Raw genomic sequence first — 21,431 nt, forward strand, 5'->3', positions numbered from 1 at the left:
GGTTAAACATGTCTAAGCACGTATCTATCCAAACAAACATCCCAGGTCCAAAAGCGAGCGAGCTGCTGGAACGCCGTCATCAAGTAATTCCTGATTCAGTAAGCTACGGCATTCCAACATTTGCACAGAAAGCGGAAGGAGCCAAAATCACGGATGTGGACGGTAATACATTCATCGACTTTGCAGGTGCGATCGGTACGATCAACGTCGGCCACTGTCACCCGAAAGTAAAAGAGGCACTCCATGATCAAATTGAAAAATTCATTCATACCGGATTCAATGTAATGATGTATGAACCGTACGTCGCTCTTGCTGAAAAATTGACACAGCTTGCTCCTGGATCTCATAAGAAGAAGGTGCTTTTGCAGAACAGTGGTGCAGAAGCTGTAGAAAATGCCGTTAAGATTGCTCGAAAATATACTGGCAGACAAGCCATCGTCACATTTGCCAATGCGTTCCACGGGCGTACGCTGATGACGATGTCCATGACGAGCAAAGTAAAGCCGTATAAATATGAATTCGGTCCATTTGCACCGGAAGTGTACAAGGCTCCTTTCCCGTACAGTTACCGCCGTCCTGAGGGAATGTCAGAAGAGGCTTATATCGATTTCATGATCGAACAGTTCCATGATTTCTTCCTGAAAGAAGTCGCACCGGAAACAATCGCTGCTGTATTTATGGAACCTGTCCAGGGAGAAGGCGGCTTTATCGTACCGGCGAAGCGTTTCGTCCATGCGGTCAAGCAGCTTTGTGAGGAGCACGGTATTTTGTTCGTGGCAGATGAGATCCAGACGGGATTCGGAAGAACGGGCAGCTATTTTGCTTCTGAGCATTTTGGTATTACTCCGGACTTGATCACGGTTTCGAAATCATTGGGTGCCGGTATGCCGATCAGTGGAGTCATTGGACGTCAGGAAGTCATGGATGCTGCCGGTCCGGGAGAACTTGGAGGTACGTACAGTGGTAACCCGGTTGCCTGTCAAGCAGCCCTTGCGGCGATTGATGTCATTGAAGAAGAGTGCTTGAACGAGCGTGCTGTCGAAATTGGTGCAACGGTTAAAGACAGGTTCACCAAGCTTGCAGAAGAATTTGACTGCATCGGTGATATCCGCGGTCTTGGAGCTATGGTGGCTGTAGAGATTGTCAAAGACCGTACGTCGAAAACACCGGATAAAGCACTTGCGTCTGAAATTATTTCAAAAGCTCAACACAGCGGTTTGCTGGTACTTGGTGCAGGAGTCTATGGAAATGTCGTCCGCTTCCTGATGCCGCTCGTCATTACGAATGAAGAATTGAACGAAGGGTTGGATATCCTGCGTGACGCAATGGAGTCCGTGTTGGAAAAGAAGACGGAATTTTCGGTATAAAATAAGGGGGGATGCTTAATGGAAGATAAGAAATTAAAGAAGGTATTATCGTCCTTTGATCTGTTGTTTCTGGCTCTCGGTGCGATGCTCGGCTGGGGATGGGTCGTTCTTTCAGGTACGTGGATCACGTCAGCAGGTTCGCTAGGGGCGGTCATTGCCTTTATCATTGGTGGATTCCTGGTCATCTGTGTCGGCTTGAATTATGCGGAATTAGCTTCGGCGATGCCTAAAGTAGGCGGCGAGCACGAATATGTCCACAGGGCACTTGGCAAGAAAGCATCGTTCGTTGCTTCGTGGGCAATTACGCTCGGATATATTTCGGTAGCGACTTTTGAAGCAGTTGCACTACCGACGGTTATCGACTACCTGCTTCCTGACTACCAGGCCGGCTATCTATGGACGATTGCCGGTTGGGACGTGCACCTGAACTGGGTACTCATCGGTTCACTAGGAGCCGTCATTATCACAGCAATCAACTTTATAGGTCTAAAGCAGGCAGCGGTTCTGCAGACGGTGTTTACCTTAATGATTGTTGCTGTCGGACTTGTGCTGATTTTCGGGTCCGCTGCCTACGGAGAACCTTCCAACCTTTCGCCTTTATTTGAAGGTGGAGCGGGTGGCATTATGACTGTGCTCGTCATGGTTCCTTTCTTATTTGTCGGTTTTGATGTCATTCCTCAAGTAGCAGAAGAAGCGAACCTCCCCAGACGGAAAATCGGTTCCTTCCTTATTATATCTGTCATTGCAGCCATTGTATTTTATTTGGCGATCGCACTCGGTGTAGGCCTTGCGCTGAGTCCGGAAGAACTTGCCGTTTCAGAACTTGCTTCTGCCGATTCGATGGCAGCTTTGTTCGGATCTGAACGTTTCGCCCAAATCTTGATTCTCGGTGGTGTAGCAGGTATTGTCACGAGCTGGAACTCCTTTGTCATCGGCGGCAGCCGGGTTCTTTATGCGATGGCTGAATCAGGAATGATACCACAATGGTTCGGCAAACTGCACCCTAAATATAAAACACCTTCCAACGCCGTTCTGTTCATCGGTATTCTATCTGCGCTTGCTCCACTCCTTGGGCGATCTGCCCTGGTCTGGATTGTCGATGCCGGTGGCCTTGGCATTGTTGTCGCCTACTTCCTTGTCGCTATGTCCTTTATTCTATTAAGGAAGAAAGAACCGAAAATGGAGCGTCCGTTCCGCGCTGGTAAATCTCCGGTGTTCGGGTATTTAGCTTTAATACTTAGTCTTGGTTTCATCGTCTTGTACCTGCCTGGAATGCCTGCTGCTCTTATCTGGCCGTATGAGTGGATCATGGTCGGCGGCTGGGCGCTTATCGGTGCGTACTTCTTCATTCAGATGAATCGTGGGACTTACGAAAAGAAAAATGCTACTATTCAGAAGAAAGCACTTTAGAAAGGGGTATTCCAGTTGAATCTTATTGTGAACGGGAAAGAATGGACCTCAGAGAAGACGATAGAAGTAACGAATCCTTACACACTGGAAGTGATCGATCACGTTCCGGATGCGGGAGAGAAAGAAGCGCAGGAGGCGGTGGATGCCGCCCATGCTGCTTTTCTTAAATGGAAGAAGACGACCGCCTATGAGCGTGCTGAATTTTTGATGCGCTGGCATCAACTGATAGAAGCTCATAAAGAAGAGTTAGCGGAAATCATGACGAAAGAGCAGGGAAAGCCGCTGAAGGAAGCAGCCGGTGAAATCGGTTATGCGAACAGCTTCCTTGCCTGGTATGCAGAAGAAGGGAAGCGTATCTACGGTGAAACGATTCCCGCTTCGAGCAGGGACAAGCGCATTCTTGTCCAAAAACAGCCGGTCGGAGTCATGGCAGCCATTACGCCATGGAACTTCCCGGCAGCTATGATTACAAGAAAAGTGGCGCCGGCAATCGCTGCAGGCTGTACCGTCCTGATCAAACCGGCAGAGCAGACGCCTCTGACTGCGATTCGTCTGGTGGAGCTGGCTCAGGAAGCGGGAGCGCCGGAAGGAATTATTAATATCCTTACAGGAGATGCTGCGACCATCAGCGATGTATGGTTATCTGATTCCCGCGTACGTAAACTTTCTTTCACAGGCTCGACAGAGGTCGGAAAGCTCTTGATGCGTAAGTCGGCGGATACGATGAAGCGTATCTCACTGGAACTCGGCGGTCAGGCTCCATTCGTCGTTCTTGCGGATGCGGATCTGGATAAGGCAGTGGAAGGCGCAGTGGCATCAAAATTCAGAAATGCTGGACAAACTTGTGTCTGCTCCAACCGTTTCTATGTGCATGAATCTGTATTGGATGAATTTACAGAGAAATTGAAAACTGCTGTTGAGCAGCTGAATGTGGGAGATGGCCTCGATCCTGATACGGACATCGGTCCGCTTATTGATAAAGACGGTTTTGATAAGGTCAATAAGCATATCCAGAATGCTCTGGATAATGGAGCAACGCTTGTAACAGGCGGATCTTCGCAATCGGATAAGGGGTATTTCGTTGAACCGACCGTGCTTGTTCATACGACGGATGACATGATCTGTATGAAGGAGGAAACGTTCGGGCCTGTGCTTCCAATCGCTTCTTTCTCTGATGAAGAAGATGCGATTCGCCGTGCAAACGAGTCTCCATTCGGTTTGGCCGGATATCTGTACACAGAGAATTTCTCCAAAGCGATGCGTCTTTCTGAGGAATTGGACTATGGTATTGTCGGGTTAAATGATGGACTTCCATCTACGGCTCAAGCACCGTTCGGCGGGTTTAAGGAAAGCGGACTCGGTCGAGAAGGCGGTCACTTCGGTATTGAAGAATACTTAGAAACGAAATATATCTCTATCGGACTATGATAAAAAGCCGTCCCTGCTAAGGGGCGGTTTTATCATTTGCGAGATTTATTTTTTTCTTCGGCTGTTATCCAATTAATACCTTTGACAATGGAATTCTTTCTGCCTATAATTATGTTTTTGAAAAATAACGTCCACCGTACGTGAGAAAGGTAAAAAGCCTCCATGAAACGTAGCTTTCAGAACCACATCAGTATAAAACTCCATCAAACCGATTTAAAATTGACAAGCTTCATAAAAGCGAAGCTCGCCCCTTACAATCTGGCGCCGGAGCAGAATTTGATCATGATGCTTCTTTGGGAGGAAGACGGGTTGACCCAGAATCAGATCGCCAATTACTTAGGTAAGGATAAGGCTAACATTGCCAGAATGGCCTCCAGTCTGGAGAAGAAAGGCTATATTGAACGATGCTTTCGGATTGACGACATGCGTTCTCTGGAGCTGCACTTGACGGAAAGCGGGCGGATGCTTGAAGCGAAAGTCACAGCAGTTACCGATGAAATTAACGAGGTTGTCAATCAGACGATGACAGAAGCAGAGATGAATGAACTGGACAGGCTCCTCCTCAAAATGCAGCAGAGCATAGACGAGTGAGGAAGCAGCTGTTTTTCAAAGGAACGGCCATCCGGTCGTTTTTTTTTTGCATAAAAATAGTTGGATCAGTGGACGATAAAATCATTGACGCAAATAGTTCATGGGTGTAAACTATTTTTAGTTTATAGGTGTGAACTATTTTATGGAGGGAGTACACACATGCCTGATTCGAGGAAAGTCATCGACTTATTCATAGAAGTGTATTTCGGTGCGAGTGAACATTTGAGAAAGCTGGAGGAGAGCGGACCTTTGAAGAATGTATCCTCCCAACAACTGCAAACGTTAAAAATCATCAAAGTAGAAGCGGCTCTTACGCCAGGGAGGCTGAGCAACATACAAGGTGTCCATAAAAGTGCGATCTCGAACCGGATAAAGAAGTTGATGGAGAAGGAACTGATTCAATGGAGTGAAACGAAGGAAGATAAGCGCTCCAAACTCGTACAACTTACGGAAAAAGGGGAAGAGATTGTATACCGTGCAGATGAACTGATTTATGACAGCTTTTCGTTTCTTTTTGAGGGGGTGAAGGATGAAGACGTCACCACTTTCATCCATTTGTTCGAGCATGTCAAAAAGAAGTTAAAAGAGCGGGAAGAATAACGGAAATGAGAATAGGAGCATCCTTATGAAGAACATATGGCGCATTTTCAGCCGAGATTGGAAAAATATATCGAAGAACTGGGTCGCGATGATCCTGATCGGCGGCTTAATCGTTCTACCGTCTTTATATGCCTGGTTTAACATTAAAGCATCCTGGGACCCATACAGCCAGACGGACCAGCTGCCTGTCGGAATCGTCAATGAGGATACCGGAGCTACTGTCCGGGATACCGATATTGACGTTGGTCAGGAAGTAGTGGATAACCTGAAGGATAACGACAGCATGGACTGGCATTTTGATGACAGAGAAGAGGCGATGGATAAGCTGGAGTACGGCGATTATTACGCGGTTATCGTCATCCCCGAGAATTTCTCTGAGAAGCTTGGAACGGTTATCAGTGACAGCCCTGAGAAATCGGAAGTCGAATATTACGTCAATGAGAAAGTGAACGCCATCGCACCGAAAATTACGGAAAAAGGTGCCAGCGTCATCGTCGAAGAAGTGAAAAGTAATTTTATATCGGAAGTGAACGGCACGATCGCAGAGCTGTTCAACGATTTAGGCGTAGAGCTTGAGAAGGACCTTCCGGATATTGAACGCTTTGAAGAATATGTGTTTAAACTGGAAGAGAATTTACCGGAAATCCATGATATGATCAGCAGTTCCTATGAAGATTCGAAAAGTGCGGTGGACGTCATTAATGACGTGCAGGCTCTGCTTCCGGAAGCCACGAAAGTGACGAAAGACGGTATTTCCACCATTGATGAAACGACAGGATTCATAGATGATGCAGAGGCACGACTAAATGAACTGGCACCACAAGTACAAGAGGATCTCGAAGCTGCCCAGCAGACAGCAGAGGATGTAAATGCGTTTCTTACTGATGTGCGCTCCATTGATTTGGATTTGGATACGGTCAACGCCATCAAGGATCGAATCGGTGAACAGACGGATGCATCCGTGGAACGTCTGAATGAGGTAGAGCAGCTTCTGAAGCAAGTGAAAGCTCAGCAGGAGGAGCAGCAGCAAAATGCCGAGGCGGACTCCGGGGACAATTCAGAAGATGGAGAAGGACAGCCTCCTGCTCCACAGGTTTCCACAGAAACAATCGATCAGGCGCTTGCCACAATAGAAACGATTCGTGGAGACTTGGAGACGGTCCAGGCGGACAGCGGCAAGATCGAACAGCAGCTGGGTGAGAAGCAGGAAGAAATCGATGCTGTGCTTGCCGACCTGCAGGAGAAATCCCAAAATACCGCGGACCGGATTGATGCTTTTGTGAAAGAATATAATGATTCGATTGAACCGAAAGTATTGTCGGAAATAGATAAGGCGAAGAATACGCTTGCTAATGCGAGAAGCATTCTGGCTGACGCCCAATCGACTATTCCGGAGATTGAAAAAATACTGAACAGTACCGAAGGAAACATTGCCGAAGGTCAGGATATTCTTGAATATATGCTGAATGAGTATCCCTACGTCAACGACAAAGTGAATGAAATGGCGGATCGAATCCGTGATATTCAAGGGGAAACGGACATTAATGAGATCATCGAGCTTCTGAAAAATGATCCGGAGGCCGAACAGAGCTTTTTCGAGGAGCCGGTCGTATTGAGTAAGAACGCCTTGTTCCCGATTGCCAACTACGGTACGGGGATGACGCCTTTCTATACCGTGTTGTCCTTGTGGGTCGGAGCATTGCTGTTGGTATCCTTGTTATCGACGGATCCTCATCACGGCGAAGAATACCGAAAGTACCAGCAGTACTTCGGGAAGCTTGCTACCTTTGTGAGCATCGGATTTCTGCAGACGCTTGTCGTAACGCTTGGTAACATTTACATCCTGAATGTAGATATAGCTGCAGAGCTTCCGTTCATCTTGTTTGGATTCGCAACGAGTTTTGTCTTTATGACCATTGTGTTTACACTGGTATCCGTTCTTGGGGACGTTGGGAAAGCAGCAGCGATCGTATGTCTCGTTCTGCAGATTGCAGGTTCAGGCGGGACGTATCCAGTCGCCTTACTTCCGGAATTCTTCCAGAATATCCATCCGTTTCTTCCGTTTTCCTACGCGATCGACCTGATGCGGGAAGCGGTAGGCGGTATCGTACCAGCCCGGGTGAAGACAGACTTTATCTTTCTGTCTATCTTCGGCGCAGCATTCCTGCTTATCGGTACGTTCCTGAAAGGGCCGCTCCATAAGCGTACGCGGAGTCTGATGAAGAAATCACGGGAATCAGGATTGTTCCATTAAAGAGATAACCACAATAGGAAGAAAAAGACGGATGATCTGAAACGGGTCTTCCGTCTTTTTTGATGCATGGGGGGTGGAAGGCAAACAGATGATTTTTCATTTCCGTCCGCATTTGCGAGAATAGAAGATGCAACAGGAAAAGGAGGAAACGACATTGAGTAATACGAATGTATCTGTTAAACCTTTATTCGAAACTTTCCATAGTGACAAAATACAATTAAAAAACCGCACGGTGATGGCGCCGATGACGCGCGGCTTCTCCCCGGGAGGCATTCCTGGCGAAGACGTGGCTGCCTATTACCGCCGCCGCGCTGAAGGGGATGTTGGTCTTATCATCACCGAAGGAGTCGGAATCAATCATCCGTCTTCTGTTTCCGGTGACAGCATCCCGCTCTTCCACGGAGACGCGTTGGACGGCTGGGCTAAAGTCGTAAAAGAAGTGCATGAAGCGGGAGGGAAAATTGCTCCACAGCTGTGGCACGTCGGAATGACACGAAAACCTGGAGAACTGCCGAACAAAGAAGCCGCACCAATCGGACCGTCTGGGTTGACCCTTGATGGGGCGCAAGTATCCGAACCGCTTACGGTCGAAGAAATCGAGGGGCTGGTTCAGTCATACGCGCAGGCTGCTGCCGATGCGAAGCGTATCGGGTTTGATGCCATCGAGCTTCACGGAGCACATGGATACTTGATCGACCAATTCTTCTATGAGCATACGAACAAGCGCACCGACCGTTACGGTGGTGATTTGGTCGGCCGTACGCAATTTGCAGTCGAAGTCATTGAGGCATGCCGTAAAGCCGTCGGCCCGGATTTCCCGATTATCTTCCGTTTCAGTCAGTGGAAAATGAATGACTATCAAGCAAAACTTGCAGCAACGTCAGAGGAATTAAATCAATTCCTTCAGCCGCTTTCTGACGCTGGAGTCGACATCTTCCACTGCTCTACCCGTCGATTCTGGGAACCGGAATTTGAAGGCTCTGAAATGAACCTTGCCGGATGGACGAAGAAACTGACCGGAAAACCTGCTATTTCTGTCGGTTCTGTCGGATTGGACGGAACATTTACAAGTTTTCAGGCGGCAAATACGACGAGTCTGGACGGTCTCATTGAAAAACTGGACCAGGACGAATTCGATTTGATTGCCATCGGTCGTTCTCTGCTTCAAGATCCGGAATGGGTTAAGAAAGTAGAGGAAGGCAGAGTAAATGATCTGCTTCCATTTGATAAAGACGCGTTAACGAAGTTATATTAATAGCGGAAAGAGGACTCCTGCAAAAGGAGTCCTCTTTTTTTGTTTTTGGGAGAGGGGCTTTGGATTTGCTGTGAACCTGATTCAGTCATCAAGCAGGTCTTTATTTTTATTATAGGATCGTTTAAGAGAGATGTAGTCAAAGAGCAGATAGAACAGGAAGCCGAGGAAGACGGGACCGCCTATGTCGAGAATTTCCATGCCCGTAGACGGTATTCCATTGTTGATCAAAAGCACGATCATGAATATGGCCGCGAAGAAAAGGGCTCTTTTCCTATTCAGGCGGCGTTGTGCACGATAGGTTTTCTCTTCAGAGATGTCGGTATGCTCTATACCTTTAAATACATAACGGAAATAGGTGTATGCCATCACAAATACAGGAGTAAGCAGGACGGAAATTTCATTAAAAGATTGGGAATTCCACCATATGTTGTTCATAAGTGTAAGTGGCAGAAGGAGAAGTACAGTCAAAAAAGCCGCTTCTGCCATAAAGTAAACGATTTGTGAACGTTTGTATTCATCCTTCGGTAAGAAATAGTTGAGAAATGACTGGACCATTATGATTCCTCCCAGAATAGATCATCTAATGTTTTATCAAGTTCTTTGGCAATCGCGATACAGAGCTGAAGGCTGGGGTTATAGGTGCCTTTCTCAATCAGGCCGATTGTCTGTCTTGTCGCTTGGACACGTTTGGCAAGCTGGGCTTGAGTCAAATCCTTTTCTAGACGTGCCAGTTTGATTTTGTTCACTTTCGTATCACCCAATCATGTTAAATATATATTGCTTATGTAATTTATATATTACATTCAGCGATTGATTTCTGCAAGGGTATAAGGAATAATAAAAGAAAAAATGGATGGGATGTTTATGAGAAGAAAGTTCCGTATAGGAGAGATTGCCGGCCTCTTCCAGTTACCTGCATCAACGCTGCGTTATTACGATGAAATCGGCATTTTCAAGCCGAAATACACGGATGACTCAAGCAGATATCGTTATTATACCGTCGATCAGTTTCCGGTATTGGATACCATCATCTTTATGAAAAAGAATGGATTTACTATGAAGGATATTCAGGATCAGCTGAAAGAGAGGACTCCTGAAAATACGAAAGAACGGTTGGAGCGGAAGCTGGATGAAGTGAGAATGGAAAAGCTGCGGCTATCGATAGTAGAAGAAAAGATTAAGAATAAAATTTCGACCATAGAACAGGGCCTTACATTAATGTCGCAGCCCTCTATGACCTATCAATGGTTTCCTGAACGGCCCGTTTCCTATATATATAATGATGAGCCGATTGATTTGAAGGAGGCTTCCGACGACATCTACGTGAAAGATTTGGAATATCATTCCTTGTCAGGGATCATGTATGACGGATTCTTCACGGGGGACTTCGGCACGATTGCAGATATGGATAGTCTGGATGGTGAGGGACCGGTAAAGTATCGCTCAGTCTTTGAACTCCTGCACAAGGATAAGGAAAAACCGGAGTCATCCTTTTTAGCAGAAGGGATGTATGCGTGTTATCCCCATAAAGGGAAGTATGAAGCAATAAAGCAAAGTTATCGGTTTATGTTGGAGCAGCTGAAAATAGAAGGCTGTGAAATAATAGGAAACGCTGTGGAAATCAGCCTGCTTGATGAATCGGTGATCCGCAATGAGAAGGATTATATGACATGGATCCAAATACCTGTCCGTAAAAATGATTGACCTTGAAGTAACTTGAAGGTTTATACTTTCTCTTGTAAACAGATACGGGAGGAACCATGATGACAAATACACACAGCATTTTGCAGCATCAACCAGTAAAAAAAGTATTCTTCCAGTATTTCTTTCCCTCTTTGTTCGGAATGATGCTGATGTCCATCAATATCCTGATCGACGGAATTTTCGTCGGTAACGGGGTCGGTGCGGAAGGTCTTGCCGGCGTCAATTTAGCCATGCCGGTTTTCTCGCTTATTTTTTCCATTGCTTTATGGATCGGTATCGGTGGCGGAACGCTGTATTCCATCCGGATCGGGGAACGTCAGATGGAACAGGCGCGGAGTGTTTTTTCTCTGTCTCTTATAACGACGATCTTCATCCTTGCTCTCATCGGTACGGTCGGATATTTTCAAGTGGAAGCGGCAGCCCGAATGTTAGGGGCGAACGCAGAGACGCTCTCACATACAGTGGAGTACTTACAGGTCCTTTTCTCCCTTGGGTGGCTTATTGCCCTGCAGCAGCTGCTTAGTATATTCGTTAGAAACGATGGAGGCCCTGTGCTTTCGATGGTTGCACTTGGGATAACAGCAGTCACCAATATCGGTTTGAATTATTATATGATTTTCATATTGGGTCTGGGCGTGTTTGGTGCTGCCTTGGCCACCATTCTTGCGAGTGTTCTCGGTATTTTTGTTTTACTCATCCATTTCTTTCGCAGTGACACAAAACTCCGACCTTTTGCTTTCCAGTGGAGCTGGTCTGGTCTGGGTGCGATTTTCTCGATCGGATTTCCAAGCTTCCTTGCAGAGGCGGGGGCGCTTGTCTTTGTTGCAGCGTATAACCTGGCAATCGTAAGCATGCTCGGAACGGATGGAGTCGCCGCTTTCTCCGTTATCAATTATTTGCACGGCTTCATGTTCCTGTCGTTCTTCGGAATCGAATCGGCGCTTCAACCGATGATCAGTTATTATCACGGCGCTAAAGAGAGAGGCCGGATTCGGGAGAGTGTGAAGATTGGGGAGGTTACTGCTTTGGTAATGGGCGTCGTACTGCTTGTTGTCGGACTTCTCGCAGCGCCGCTTCTCGTATCGTTGTTCGGTCTTGAGTCTCAACACGTCCGCTCGCTCGCCGTAGACGGAATTCGATTGTTCTTTATTGCTTATTTATTCCTTGGCTTCAACTTTGTTTATATGACCTATTTTCAATCGATCGGACAGATCCGCTCTTCCACCATCATCATTCTGCTCAGAAGCTTTGTACTTCTGCTTCTGTTCTTATGGATTCTGCCGCTGTTCCTCGGGCCAGCCGGCGTTTGGCTGTCTTTGCCGATGGCGGAGATGGTTGTTGCATTCTTGTTGGTTATTTATGTGAGAAGACGCGTAGTAAATCACATAGGCGGTGCGGAAACAGGTTGATCGTCTTGGGTAATATTTACAAATTTAATTCTAGGATATATGATGAAACTCGGAATCTATCGATAAGAGAATAGAGGAGAGTGACTATGAGAAAGCGTATAGTGATTCTGACTGTTTTCGCTGCTTTATTGGTATTCGCCGGATGTAATGTTTTCGGGCCTTACAATCTTTACTATGAATGGAATGAAGAAGGGGTTCTGGCGGATTACTTGGAAGAAAGCGATCAGTTTCAATCAGAAGACATTGATTCTATTAACTACTTAGGATCGGACACGTTCGAGATTACGACCGGAGACGAAGATTATATCGTGAAACGGGTTTACACCTCCATGATGAATGGACATTGGGACGTGTTTCAAGCGTCCGGATCTGAAGCCGATTTCTAATACGAACGTAGAACAAGAGTTAGGGAAGGGGGAAACGATGCGCAGAGAACCGACGTTTCTAAAGGAGTAGAACAGGAGCGAAGGGAGAGAAAGAGATTGATAGAAGAATGGTACACCGAACGATTACATCTGCGTCCATGTAAAGAAGCAGATGCGCCGTACCTATTCGCTGTATGGTCCGATCCGGAGGTTGCGGAATTTATGAATATCGAACCATTCTCCAGCCGGGATCAAGCCGTCCGTATGATCGCTTTTATGAATGCACTGGCTGAAAAGGGAGAAGCCATTCGTTATTCCCTCGAGACTAAAAACGCAGGACGTATCATCGGGTCCTGTGGTTATAATGCGGTGAACGATAGTGCCGGAACAGTAGAAATCGGGTATGAGATCGCCAAGGCTTACTGGCGGCAGGGCTATGGTACAGAAGTAGTTTCCACTCTTGTAGATCATGCGTTTCATCGCTGGGGGATGGAGCAGGTGGAAGCCAAAGTACATCCTCAGAATGAACCATCGACCCGCTTGTTGGAGAAGCTTGGATTTATCTTTTCAGGCACATTATGGGAGGAAGATGAAGCCACTGGCGGGAAGGAAGAAATGCTTCGTTACGTTAAAAGGAAGTTCCATGACTGAGCAGAAATAAAAAGCAGGCCGGCGGCCTGCTTTTTTGTTGAAAAAATTGTTCAGCCTTGAATCCCGCTCTGTCCATCATTTTCGTGTGAAAGAAAAGGGCGCCTGCTTTTTTTAATGTCGTTCCTTTGCTATGATCATAGAGATTCTGTGTGATTATTCAGAAAAAATAAAAAGGAGTGAATGACATGGCAAGAGCAAAACGGAAAGGATTGACTCTGGTTTACACCGGAGATGGAAAAGGAAAGACAACAGCTGCCGTCGGACTGACGGTGAGAGCGGTCGGGCAGGGAATGAACGTAAAAATCCTCCAATTCATCAAATCGAAGAAACGGAGCTATGGAGAAATGAAGGCGCTTGAGAAGCTGGGTGTGGAAATGGTGCAGCTCGGAGAGGGGTTCACCTGGCTGAAAACTCCGGACGTACATAGGGAAGCGTTGAAGTCCGGGTGGGCGGAAGCGAAAGAAACCGTCATGTCCGGTGAGTATGACGTGGTCGTCCTTGATGAAATAAACAATGCCCTGGCGATCGACACATTCCCGGTCGATGATGTACTGCCATTGGAGGAAGTGCAGGAGCTGATCCGCCATAAACCGGAGCACGTTCATCTTGTCCTGACAGGGAGAAGTGCCAAGGAGGAAATTAAGGAGCTGGCCGATCTTGTTTCCAATGTGCACGTCGAGAAGCATTACTACGATGAAGGAGTGCCGGCGGTGCGCGGCATTGAATATTGATGAGAAAACGCTTGGTGATAGCCGGCGCAGCCAGCGGTGCCGGTAAAACGACGATTACACTCGGGTTAATGGCGGCATGGAAGCAGCAGGGATGGAACGTACAGGGATTCAAGTGCGGACCGGATTATATCGATCCCAGTCTTCATAAAGCGGTAACGGGGCGGCCGGCGCGGAACCTGGATAGTTGGATGCTTCCGGATGACGTGTTGGCGGAAGTGTTTCAAAAAGGAAGTGACACGGCAGATATCTCGATTGTCGAAGGAGTCATGGGACTGTACGACGGTAAGTACGCGACATCCAATCAAGGGTCGACCGCGGAAATCAGTCAGAAAATTGATGCACCTATCATTCTTGTCGTTGACTGCAGTAAGATGGCAAGAAGCGCCGCAGCCATCGTGAAAGGATACCAGTTATTTGATGAGACGACGGACATTGCCGGTGTCATTGCAAGTAAAGTCGGAAGCGAAGGGCACTATCGGATTATCAAAGAAGCGGTAGAGCAGGCGTGTGGCATCCCGGTGTGCGGGTATCTGCCTCGAATGGAAGATTTAGAGATGCCGGAACGACACCTTGGTTTGATCCCAGCCATTGAAAGGGGAGAGCTGGATGACCTTTTTAACAAGATGGGAAGAGCCGTCATGGAAACCGTAGATATGGAGCGACTGCTGCAGATAAGTGAGAGTAAGCCTTGGATGGAGGTTCCCCCTTCGCCGTTATTTCAACAGCAGGCTTCTTCTTCTCTTAAGATAGCGATTGCGGAGGATAAGGCGTTCAACTTCTATTACCCGGAAAATCTCGAACTTTTGGAGGCGCGCGGTGTAGAAGTGCTTCGTTTTTCTCCGTTAGCTGGAGAGAAAATTCCTAAAGTGGCGGACGGCGTTTATCTGGGCGGCGGCTTTCCTGAACTTTATGCCGAACGACTCTCGGAACAGAAAGACATGAGAAAAGCGTTCCTGGCTCGCGTCGAAGAAGGGCTTCCTGTCCTAGCGGAATGTGGAGGATTCATGTTTTTAACAAAGGCCATCAACGGACATGCCATGGTTGGGGCTATTTCCGGGGACATGCATATGCAGGGAAAGCTGGCTGCTGTCGGATACAGGGAAATCCATGGAGGACCCGGGAATTTTCTTCTTCCTGAAGGGGAAACCGCAAGAGGTCACGAGTTCCACTATTCTGTATATCGCCCGGATGAGGAGCATACGCCGGCCTACTTCGTTAAAGGAACATTCGGAGAAGGGACAGAAGGAGTCATTCATAAGAATATTGTCGCAGGGTACACGCATATACACTTTGCATCGAACCCATCCGTTGTGGATGCTTTCCTGAATAAATGCAGGGAGGTTCGCAATTCATGAAGGCCGTACCAATTATGATCCAGGGCACACACTCAGATGCGGGGAAAAGTATGATGGTTACGGCTTTGTGCAGGATTTTTGCACGAAAAGGATATGCTGTCGCCCCGTTCAAGTCGCAGAATATGGCGCTCAACTCCTATATCACTATAGATGGCAGAGAAATCGGACGCGCGCAGGGGGTGCAGGCGGAAGCAGCCGGTGTCGAGGCAGAGACGATGATGAACCCTGTATTGATCAAGCCGACGAAGGATGATGAATCCCAAATTGTCGTCCATGGGAAGCCGCTCCGGAATATGAAAGCATCCGAGTACCGGAAGGAATATTACGAGACTGCCAAACAGGTAATACGAGAAGCTTATCAATCTTTAGCCGGTCGTTTTGAAAGAATCGTAATCGAAGGTGCCGGAAGCCCGGCAGAAGTGAATTTAAACGACCGTGAACTTGTCAATATGAGTATCGCAAGAATGGCGGATGCTCCGGTCATCCTTGTAGGGGATATCGACAGAGGAGGCGTATTTGCAAGCCTTGTCGGAACCCTGCAGCTGCTTGATCCGGTTGATAGAAAGAGAGTGTGCGGTGTAATCATCAATAAATTCCGCGGAGATGTGTCTCTGCTTCAGCCCGGTTTGGATTGGTTTGAAGCGTATGCAGGTATCCCGGTTCTGGGTGTCGTTCCGTTCCTGGAAGATGCTGCGATGGATGCGGAAGATTCCTTAAGTCTCCATCAATACAGCCGTTTCCCCGACGATGCCAAGGATTTGGATATCGCTGTCATTCATCTTCCGCGCATTTCTAATTTTACAGACATCGATCCGTTTCGGTTTGAAACGGACTGCCACGTACGGCTTGTTCAGAAGCCGGAAGAATTGGGAAAACCCGATTTGATCATTCTTCCCGGAACGAAAAATACGCTGGAAGACTGTCAGTTCATGAAGGAGCTGGGGTTGGACCACGCTGTCAGAAGGCTTCACCTTCAAGGAACCATCATCTTCGGGATTTGCGGCGGCTATCAAATGATGGGGGAGAAGATCCATGATCCTCAAAAAGTAGAATCTGAAGCCATCGAAGTGGAAGGGATCGGGATTTTTCCACTAAAGACGACAATGCTTACAGAGAAACGGACGGTTCGCTCAAGCATGAAGGTTCATTTCTCGGGAGAAGAGCTGGATATTCAAGGCTATGAAGTCCATATGGGCCGGACGGAGCGGACGGGGGATGTCGATTCCTTCCTTGATGGTTCCGTAAGCGACGGAGCATATGGGACGTATTTTCACGGTGTGTTCCATAACGACAAGTTCCGCCATCTGTTTCTCAACCAGCTCAGGAAACGAAAAGGATTGCAGGAGGCGGAAGCGCACGTGTTGTATGAACAACTCCGGTTGGAAGCTTATGATCGTTTAGCAGCGCACGTCACAGGTTTTTTAGACGTAGATAGACTGGAAGACATAATGGAGCAGTACCAGCGTAGATAGGAGCAGAAGCAGGGCCCCTATGAAGGCTATGACAAGATTTACTTTTTTCCGACGGGATTCTATAATAGAATCATCACAAAAATTCGAATATTCCGCGATCAGGTCCTACATGCTGTAGGTGAAAAGGGAAATCGGTGTAAATCCGATGCGGTCCCGCCACTGTAACGTTGAGGAAAGCTGCGTGCCACTGTTTGTACGGGAAGGGCAGCTTGACGATGAAACGGAGCCAGGAGACCTGCCTGACGTGTTCGAGAAGAGACTTTCGGGTTAAAGGTCTGCTTCGAACGAGCGTGATGTGTGCGTTTATTTATCAGCGTGTATCATTCCGCCTCCTTCGACGACCGCCTTTTTCTTAGAGAATGGCGTTTTTTTGTGAGCAAAAATAGGGAGGGGAAAGATACATGAAAAGAACACACTGGTTCATGCCGTTTGTTATCGGTATGCTTCTGATGTTTGCTGTCGGTTGCAGTGATGATTCCAATGAAACGGAGCAGGGCGCAGATGCTGGTGCGGAGGAAACGACTGATCAGCAGGGAAATTCTGCCGAATTCCCGGTCACGGTCACAGACGGAAGTGGAGAGGAAGTTACCATCGAAGAGGAGCCGGAGACGATCGTATCCTTAATACCGAGCAACACAGAAATTACATTTGCGCTCGGTCAGGGCGATAAGTTGATTGGTGTCGATACATACAGCAACTATCCGGAGGAAGCAAATGATATAGAAAAAATTGGAGCTCAGGAAATGGATGTGGAGAAGATTTTATCTTTAGATCCGGATCTTGCGCTGGTGACAGATTTCCACCAGGAGAATAATCGCGATATTCTAGATAAATTCGAAGAATCCGGTATCGACGTTGTTGTTGTCGACAGTGCGGAGTCTTTTGATGCTGTATATGACCATATCGAACTGCTTGGTGATGTGGAAGGGGCATCCGAAGAAGCGGATGAGCTTGTAGGCGACATGCAGTCCAGCTTGGAAAAGATCAAAGAGAAGGCAGAAGCTGTCGAGGAAAAGAAACGGGTTTGGGTGGAGGTCGCTCCTAGTCCTGACATTTATACAACCGGTACAGGAACCTTCATGAATGAGATGCTGGAGGCGATCCATGCCGAAAATACGGCTGCCGACCAGGAAGGTTGGGTGAAGATGACGGAAGAGGAAGCCGTCCAGAAGAATCCTGATGTCATCATCACCACTTACGGCTACTATGTCGATAATCCGGAGGAGCAGGTGCTTGACCGAGCGGGATGGGCGGAAGTTCCTGCCGTGAAGCAGGAACAGGTCTTCGATGTGAATAACGATACGGTGACGCGTCCGGGACCGCGTTTGATCGATGGAGTAGAGACGCTTGGAAAGCTCATTTATCCAGAAGTATTTACTGAATAAGATCGGGTGGATGTACATCTTGTTGGGAGGGTTCGTACTTGGTGCGACCCTTCTTGGCGTTTTAAACAGCAGTGTCGATTTCCCGATCCCGGTTGTTCTCGATCTTCTGCTTAATAAAACGCTCGGGATTTCTTTGCGGGATGAGACAGTCGAGAAATCCACCGAACTGATCATTTGGGAAATACGGTTTCCGCGGGTACTGCTGGCGCTTCTCGTAGGTGCTTCCCTTTCCATTGCAGGTGCTGCTTTCCAAGGATTGTTGAGGAACCCGCTGGCTGATCCGTACACAATCGGCGTTTCGTCCGGTTCCGCCCTCGGTGCTGTATGCGTGCTGTATTTCCAAATTACGATTTCGTTTCTAGGCGAATTCACGCTGCCGGTTGTAGCGATTATCTCCGGATTCATCACGATGCTTATCGTCTTCGGGGTGACTCACCTGGCCAATCGAACGCTTGCGATCGAGACGATCATTCTGGCTGGTATTATCGTTAGTTCTTTCATCAGTGCGGTCATTTCCTTAATCATTGCCTTGAGTTCAAGAGAAGATATGCGGCAGATTCTTTATTGGCTGATGGGGAATGTCGGGATGCGGGGATGGAGTCATGTCCAATTGCTTCTTCCGTTTTTCGTCGTTGGGGTCCTGCTTCTCCTGTTCAAAACGCGCGAATTAAATGCGATGGCGCTTGGTGAGGAGTCTGCCGAACACTTGGGAGTGCACGTGAATCGAGGGAAAGTGATGGTCATCGTCGGCGCATCGCTGTTGACAGGGGCTGCCGTCGCCGTATCCGGACAAATAGGATTCGTCGGACTGGTCATCCCTCATTTCATCCGAATGCTTGTTGGGCCCAACCACCGCCACGTCCTGCCGTTATCCACGCTTGCCGGCGGTGGTTACCTGATTCTCGCCGACTTATTTGCACGGACGATTGTGGCACCGGAAGAATTGCCGATTGGTGTCATCACCGCCCTGATCGGCGCACCGATCTTTGCTTTACTTATGATCAGAGAGCGATTCAGGAGGAACGAATCATGATAATGATGGAAGGTGTATCAGGAGGATATCAAAGCAAACGGGTTGTCCATGATATTGATTTGTCGATTCAAACCGGCCGGTTCTTTACATTGCTTGGTCCGAATGGAAGCGGAAAGACGACCCTGTTTAAATTAATTACAGGGATACTGCCGGCAGCGACGGGAACTATTCAACTGTTCGGCAGGTCTCTGCATACGTTTTCTCCCCGGGAAAAGGCAAGAATGATGGCTGTGCTCTCCCAGGAATCGTATGTGGAATTCGACTTTACGGTCAGAGAAATCGTTACGCTTGGAAGATATCCTCATCAACGAGGGTGGTTAAAGCACACGACGAAAGAAGATCTTCGTATCGTGGATGCAGTAATGGAAGAGACGGATGTCCGCCGCTATGAGAATCAACCGTTCCGTACCTTGAGCGGTGGAGAGAAACAGCGGGTTCTGCTCGCAAAGGCATTGGCGCAGCAGCCGAAGATCCTTTTCCTGGATGAGCCGACAAACCATTTAGATATCAAGCATACAGTCGTCATGCTGGAACATTTGAAGAAGCATCAACGGGATCATGATCTGACGATTGTGGCGATCCTCCACGACCTGAATACGGCCGCGTTGTTCGCAGATGATGTCGGGTTACTGCAGCAAGGGAAACTTGTCGCAACAGGGGATCTGTCCTTGCTGCAGCAGGAGGATTTATTGCAGGAAGTGTACGATGTTCCTGTCCATCATCATTATCACCCGGAAATACCGAAGTCACAAATCGTGGTAACACCCAATCAGGAGACGGGTACGATCCCGGATTATCAAATCATTCAAAATGCGGAATGGATCCATCTCGAATTTACCCGGCCGCTTCGGACGATGGCAAACAGCGTCATTGGCGGTGGTATCGGCTGGTCTACGGACTTTTGTAATTTTCATGTAGATTTATCCTACGACTGCCGGGAACCGGAAACGGATGTCATCAGCTGGATGAAAACAAGAGGCGTCGATCCCGCTCAAACAATTGGAATGATGACCGCTGTCCATCTGCAGGACTATGTCATCTGTAAAGAAAACGTTCAGGGTATCGGTGTAATGGCTGTAGTGACGGCAGGGGTCGGTAATGCGGTCGATATTTCTAAAAGAAGAGAACTGGGTGCAATCCAGCCGGGTACGATCAACATTATGGTTTTTGTTGATGCTCATTTGACAGACGGTGCTCTCGTCAATGCCGTCCAATCTGTGACAGAAGCTAAGGTGAAAGCGTTGGCAGACCAGTCTGTCCTGGATCCAGTGACGGGATCGACAGCGACTGGTACTTCTACAGATAGTACCGTCGTCGCCTCCACACAGGTAGGGGCACTGACTCCCTATGCCGGCTCAGGGACGGCCGTCGGGCAGGCAATCGGTACGATTGTCTACCGCGGTGTACGGGAGTCCCTCGATAAATATGAGAAAAGGGGATCCCGTTGATGGACTGGCTTTATCACTACTATATTCTGCTTTTTGCAATAGGGCTGGATTTATGGATTGGTGACCCTAAGTGGATTCCCCATCCGGTAATCGGAATCGGAAAGCTTATCGGTCGACTTGAAGGTAAGTGGAACAATGGTGAACGTCTTAGGGAGAAGGGTGTAATGCTCGTTATCGTCATCGTAGGAGGGGCTGCAAGTATCAGCTTTGTGTTGATTACTCTGGCGGAAGCGGTCCATCCAGTTCTGGCTTTTCTGGTGGAAGGGTATATTGTATCTTCCACTATTGCCATCAAAGGGCTTCAGAAGGCCGCTTATGAGGTGCTGGTGCCTTTAAGCGCCGGGAATATCGAAGCCGCCAGGGAAAAGCTCAGCTGGATCGTAGGCAGGGATACGGAAGCTCTGAATGAAAACGAAGTGACGCGTGGTACCGTGGAAACTGTTGCCGAAAATACGGTCGATGCAGTCATTGCCCCAGTTCTTTGGGCACTGATCGGCGGTGGACCGCTTGCGTTCGCCTATCGTGCAGCAAATACATTGGACTCGATGGTCGGCTATAAGAATGATCGCTACCTTAATTTCGGCTGGGCATCCGCCAGGTTTGATGACATCGTCAATTGGCTGCCTGCACGGGTGACAGCGGCAGCCATGTGGATTGGTTCTTTTCATGTCAGAGATTCAAGGCGTAAAAATGGTCTTGTCATCGTACGGCGGGATGCGGCAAAGCATCCGAGCCCGAATGCCGGATTCCCGGAAGCTATGTGTGCCGGGCTTCTCGGTGTCCGTCTCGGAGGTGTGAATTTCTATGAAGGGATTCCTTCTTACCGTGCAGAGCTTGGAACAGCAGGAAGGAAGCTGAAGGCGGCGGACATATTAATAACCGTTCGGTATATGCACGGTACATGGGTGGTGGTGTTGGCACTTGTTGGTATAGTCATTGGTATCACTCACTATTTCTGATGGAGGGAGAGGAA

General features: G+C 48.0%; 20 protein-coding genes and 1 riboswitch. Of the genes, 18 read left to right on the top strand and 2 right to left on the bottom strand.

What is annotated here, in order from left to right:
* Positions 1–8 precede the first annotated feature (8 nt).
* The 7 genes from gabT to QRD89_RS03490 all read left to right on the top strand — a co-directional run bounded on the left by gabT (position 9) and on the right by QRD89_RS03490 (position 8,905).
* The gene (gene gabT, locus QRD89_RS03460) at positions 9–1,367 is read left to right on the top strand and encodes a 4-aminobutyrate--2-oxoglutarate transaminase (RefSeq protein WP_286096334.1); all 1,359 of its coding nucleotides are present in this window, start codon (positions 9–11) and stop codon (positions 1,365–1,367) included.
* A gap of 18 nt (positions 1,368–1,385) precedes the next feature.
* Complete coding sequence (locus QRD89_RS03465; RefSeq protein ID WP_008633918.1) at positions 1,386–2,777, top strand: APC family permease; 1,392 nt, start codon at positions 1,386–1,388, stop codon at positions 2,775–2,777.
* Between the two features lie 15 nt (positions 2,778–2,792).
* Positions 2,793–4,205: an NAD-dependent succinate-semialdehyde dehydrogenase gene (locus tag QRD89_RS03470; RefSeq protein ID WP_008633916.1), complete on the top strand. Its 1,413-nt coding sequence runs from the start codon at positions 2,793–2,795 to the stop codon at positions 4,203–4,205.
* 162 nt (positions 4,206–4,367) lie between these two features.
* Positions 4,368–4,796 (top strand): MarR family winged helix-turn-helix transcriptional regulator, encoded by a 429-nt coding sequence (locus tag QRD89_RS03475; protein ID WP_008633915.1) that lies wholly within the window; start codon positions 4,368–4,370, stop codon positions 4,794–4,796.
* 159 nt (positions 4,797–4,955) lie between these two features.
* Positions 4,956–5,396 (top strand): MarR family winged helix-turn-helix transcriptional regulator, encoded by a 441-nt coding sequence (locus QRD89_RS03480; RefSeq protein WP_286096335.1) that lies wholly within the window; start codon positions 4,956–4,958, stop codon positions 5,394–5,396.
* 25 nt (positions 5,397–5,421) lie between these two features.
* The gene (locus QRD89_RS03485) at positions 5,422–7,650 is read left to right on the top strand and encodes a YhgE/Pip domain-containing protein (RefSeq protein WP_286096336.1); all 2,229 of its coding nucleotides are present in this window, start codon (positions 5,422–5,424) and stop codon (positions 7,648–7,650) included.
* Between the two features lie 154 nt (positions 7,651–7,804).
* Positions 7,805–8,905 (top strand): NADH:flavin oxidoreductase, encoded by a 1,101-nt coding sequence (locus QRD89_RS03490; protein ID WP_286096337.1) that lies wholly within the window; start codon positions 7,805–7,807, stop codon positions 8,903–8,905.
* Positions 8,906–8,986: 81 nt separating this feature from the next.
* Here QRD89_RS03490 and QRD89_RS03495 read toward each other — a convergent pair whose 3' ends face one another.
* Positions 8,987–9,460, bottom strand: a complete 474-nt coding sequence (locus QRD89_RS03495; RefSeq protein ID WP_286096338.1) for a hypothetical protein — start codon at positions 9,458–9,460, stop codon at positions 8,987–8,989.
* Complete coding sequence (locus QRD89_RS03500) at positions 9,460–9,651, bottom strand: helix-turn-helix transcriptional regulator (RefSeq protein ID WP_008633898.1); 192 nt, start codon at positions 9,649–9,651, stop codon at positions 9,460–9,462. Before QRD89_RS03500 ends, QRD89_RS03495 begins: the two co-directional genes overlap by 1 nt.
* A gap of 118 nt (positions 9,652–9,769) precedes the next feature.
* Here QRD89_RS03500 and QRD89_RS03505 point away from each other — a divergent pair, with 118 nt between their 5' ends.
* The 11 genes from QRD89_RS03505 (at position 9,770) to cbiB (ending at position 21,417) form a co-directional block, all read left to right on the top strand.
* Positions 9,770–10,609, top strand: coding sequence for a MerR family transcriptional regulator (locus QRD89_RS03505; protein WP_286096339.1), 840 nt, complete (start codon positions 9,770–9,772; stop codon positions 10,607–10,609).
* A gap of 56 nt (positions 10,610–10,665) precedes the next feature.
* Positions 10,666–12,018, top strand: a complete 1,353-nt coding sequence (locus tag QRD89_RS03510; RefSeq protein ID WP_286096340.1) for an MATE family efflux transporter — start codon at positions 10,666–10,668, stop codon at positions 12,016–12,018.
* A gap of 86 nt (positions 12,019–12,104) precedes the next feature.
* On the top strand, positions 12,105–12,404 hold the full coding sequence (locus QRD89_RS03515; protein ID WP_008633891.1) for a hypothetical protein: 300 nt from the start codon (positions 12,105–12,107) through the stop codon (positions 12,402–12,404).
* 96 nt (positions 12,405–12,500) lie between these two features.
* On the top strand, positions 12,501–13,034 hold the full coding sequence (locus QRD89_RS03520; RefSeq protein ID WP_026578681.1) for a GNAT family N-acetyltransferase: 534 nt from the start codon (positions 12,501–12,503) through the stop codon (positions 13,032–13,034).
* Positions 13,035–13,219: 185 nt separating this feature from the next.
* Entirely contained in the window at positions 13,220–13,765 is a 546-nt protein-coding gene (locus QRD89_RS03525) for a cob(I)yrinic acid a,c-diamide adenosyltransferase (protein WP_286096341.1), read from the top strand.
* A complete protein-coding gene (locus QRD89_RS03530; protein WP_286096342.1) occupies positions 13,765–15,120 on the top strand; it encodes a cobyrinic acid a,c-diamide synthase CobB in 1,356 nt (451 codons plus the stop codon). The genes QRD89_RS03525 and QRD89_RS03530 overlap by 1 nt, the downstream gene beginning before the upstream one ends.
* A complete protein-coding gene (locus QRD89_RS03535; RefSeq protein WP_286096343.1) occupies positions 15,117–16,592 on the top strand; it encodes a cobyric acid synthase in 1,476 nt (491 codons plus the stop codon). Before QRD89_RS03530 ends, QRD89_RS03535 begins: the two co-directional genes overlap by 4 nt.
* Before the next feature lie 83 nt (positions 16,593–16,675).
* Positions 16,676–16,849, top strand: a riboswitch (cobalamin riboswitch).
* 144 nt (positions 16,850–16,993) lie between these two features.
* Complete coding sequence (locus QRD89_RS03540; RefSeq protein WP_286096344.1) at positions 16,994–17,977, top strand: ABC transporter substrate-binding protein; 984 nt, start codon at positions 16,994–16,996, stop codon at positions 17,975–17,977.
* Complete coding sequence (locus QRD89_RS03545; RefSeq protein WP_286096345.1) at positions 17,940–19,010, top strand: FecCD family ABC transporter permease; 1,071 nt, start codon at positions 17,940–17,942, stop codon at positions 19,008–19,010. Before QRD89_RS03540 ends, QRD89_RS03545 begins: the two co-directional genes overlap by 38 nt.
* Positions 19,007–20,458, top strand: coding sequence for an adenosylcobinamide amidohydrolase (locus QRD89_RS03550; RefSeq protein ID WP_286096346.1), 1,452 nt, complete (start codon positions 19,007–19,009; stop codon positions 20,456–20,458). Before QRD89_RS03545 ends, QRD89_RS03550 begins: the two co-directional genes overlap by 4 nt.
* Complete coding sequence (gene cbiB / locus QRD89_RS03555; protein WP_026578676.1) at positions 20,458–21,417, top strand: adenosylcobinamide-phosphate synthase CbiB; 960 nt, start codon at positions 20,458–20,460, stop codon at positions 21,415–21,417. The genes QRD89_RS03550 and cbiB overlap by 1 nt, the downstream gene beginning before the upstream one ends.
* The last annotated feature ends 14 nt before the right edge of the window (positions 21,418–21,431 follow it).

Origin of the sequence: Halobacillus sp. ACCC02827, from assembly GCF_030291935.1 — a bacterium.
In the GTDB taxonomy this organism is placed as follows: domain Bacteria; phylum Bacillota; class Bacilli; order Bacillales; family Halobacillaceae; genus Halobacillus.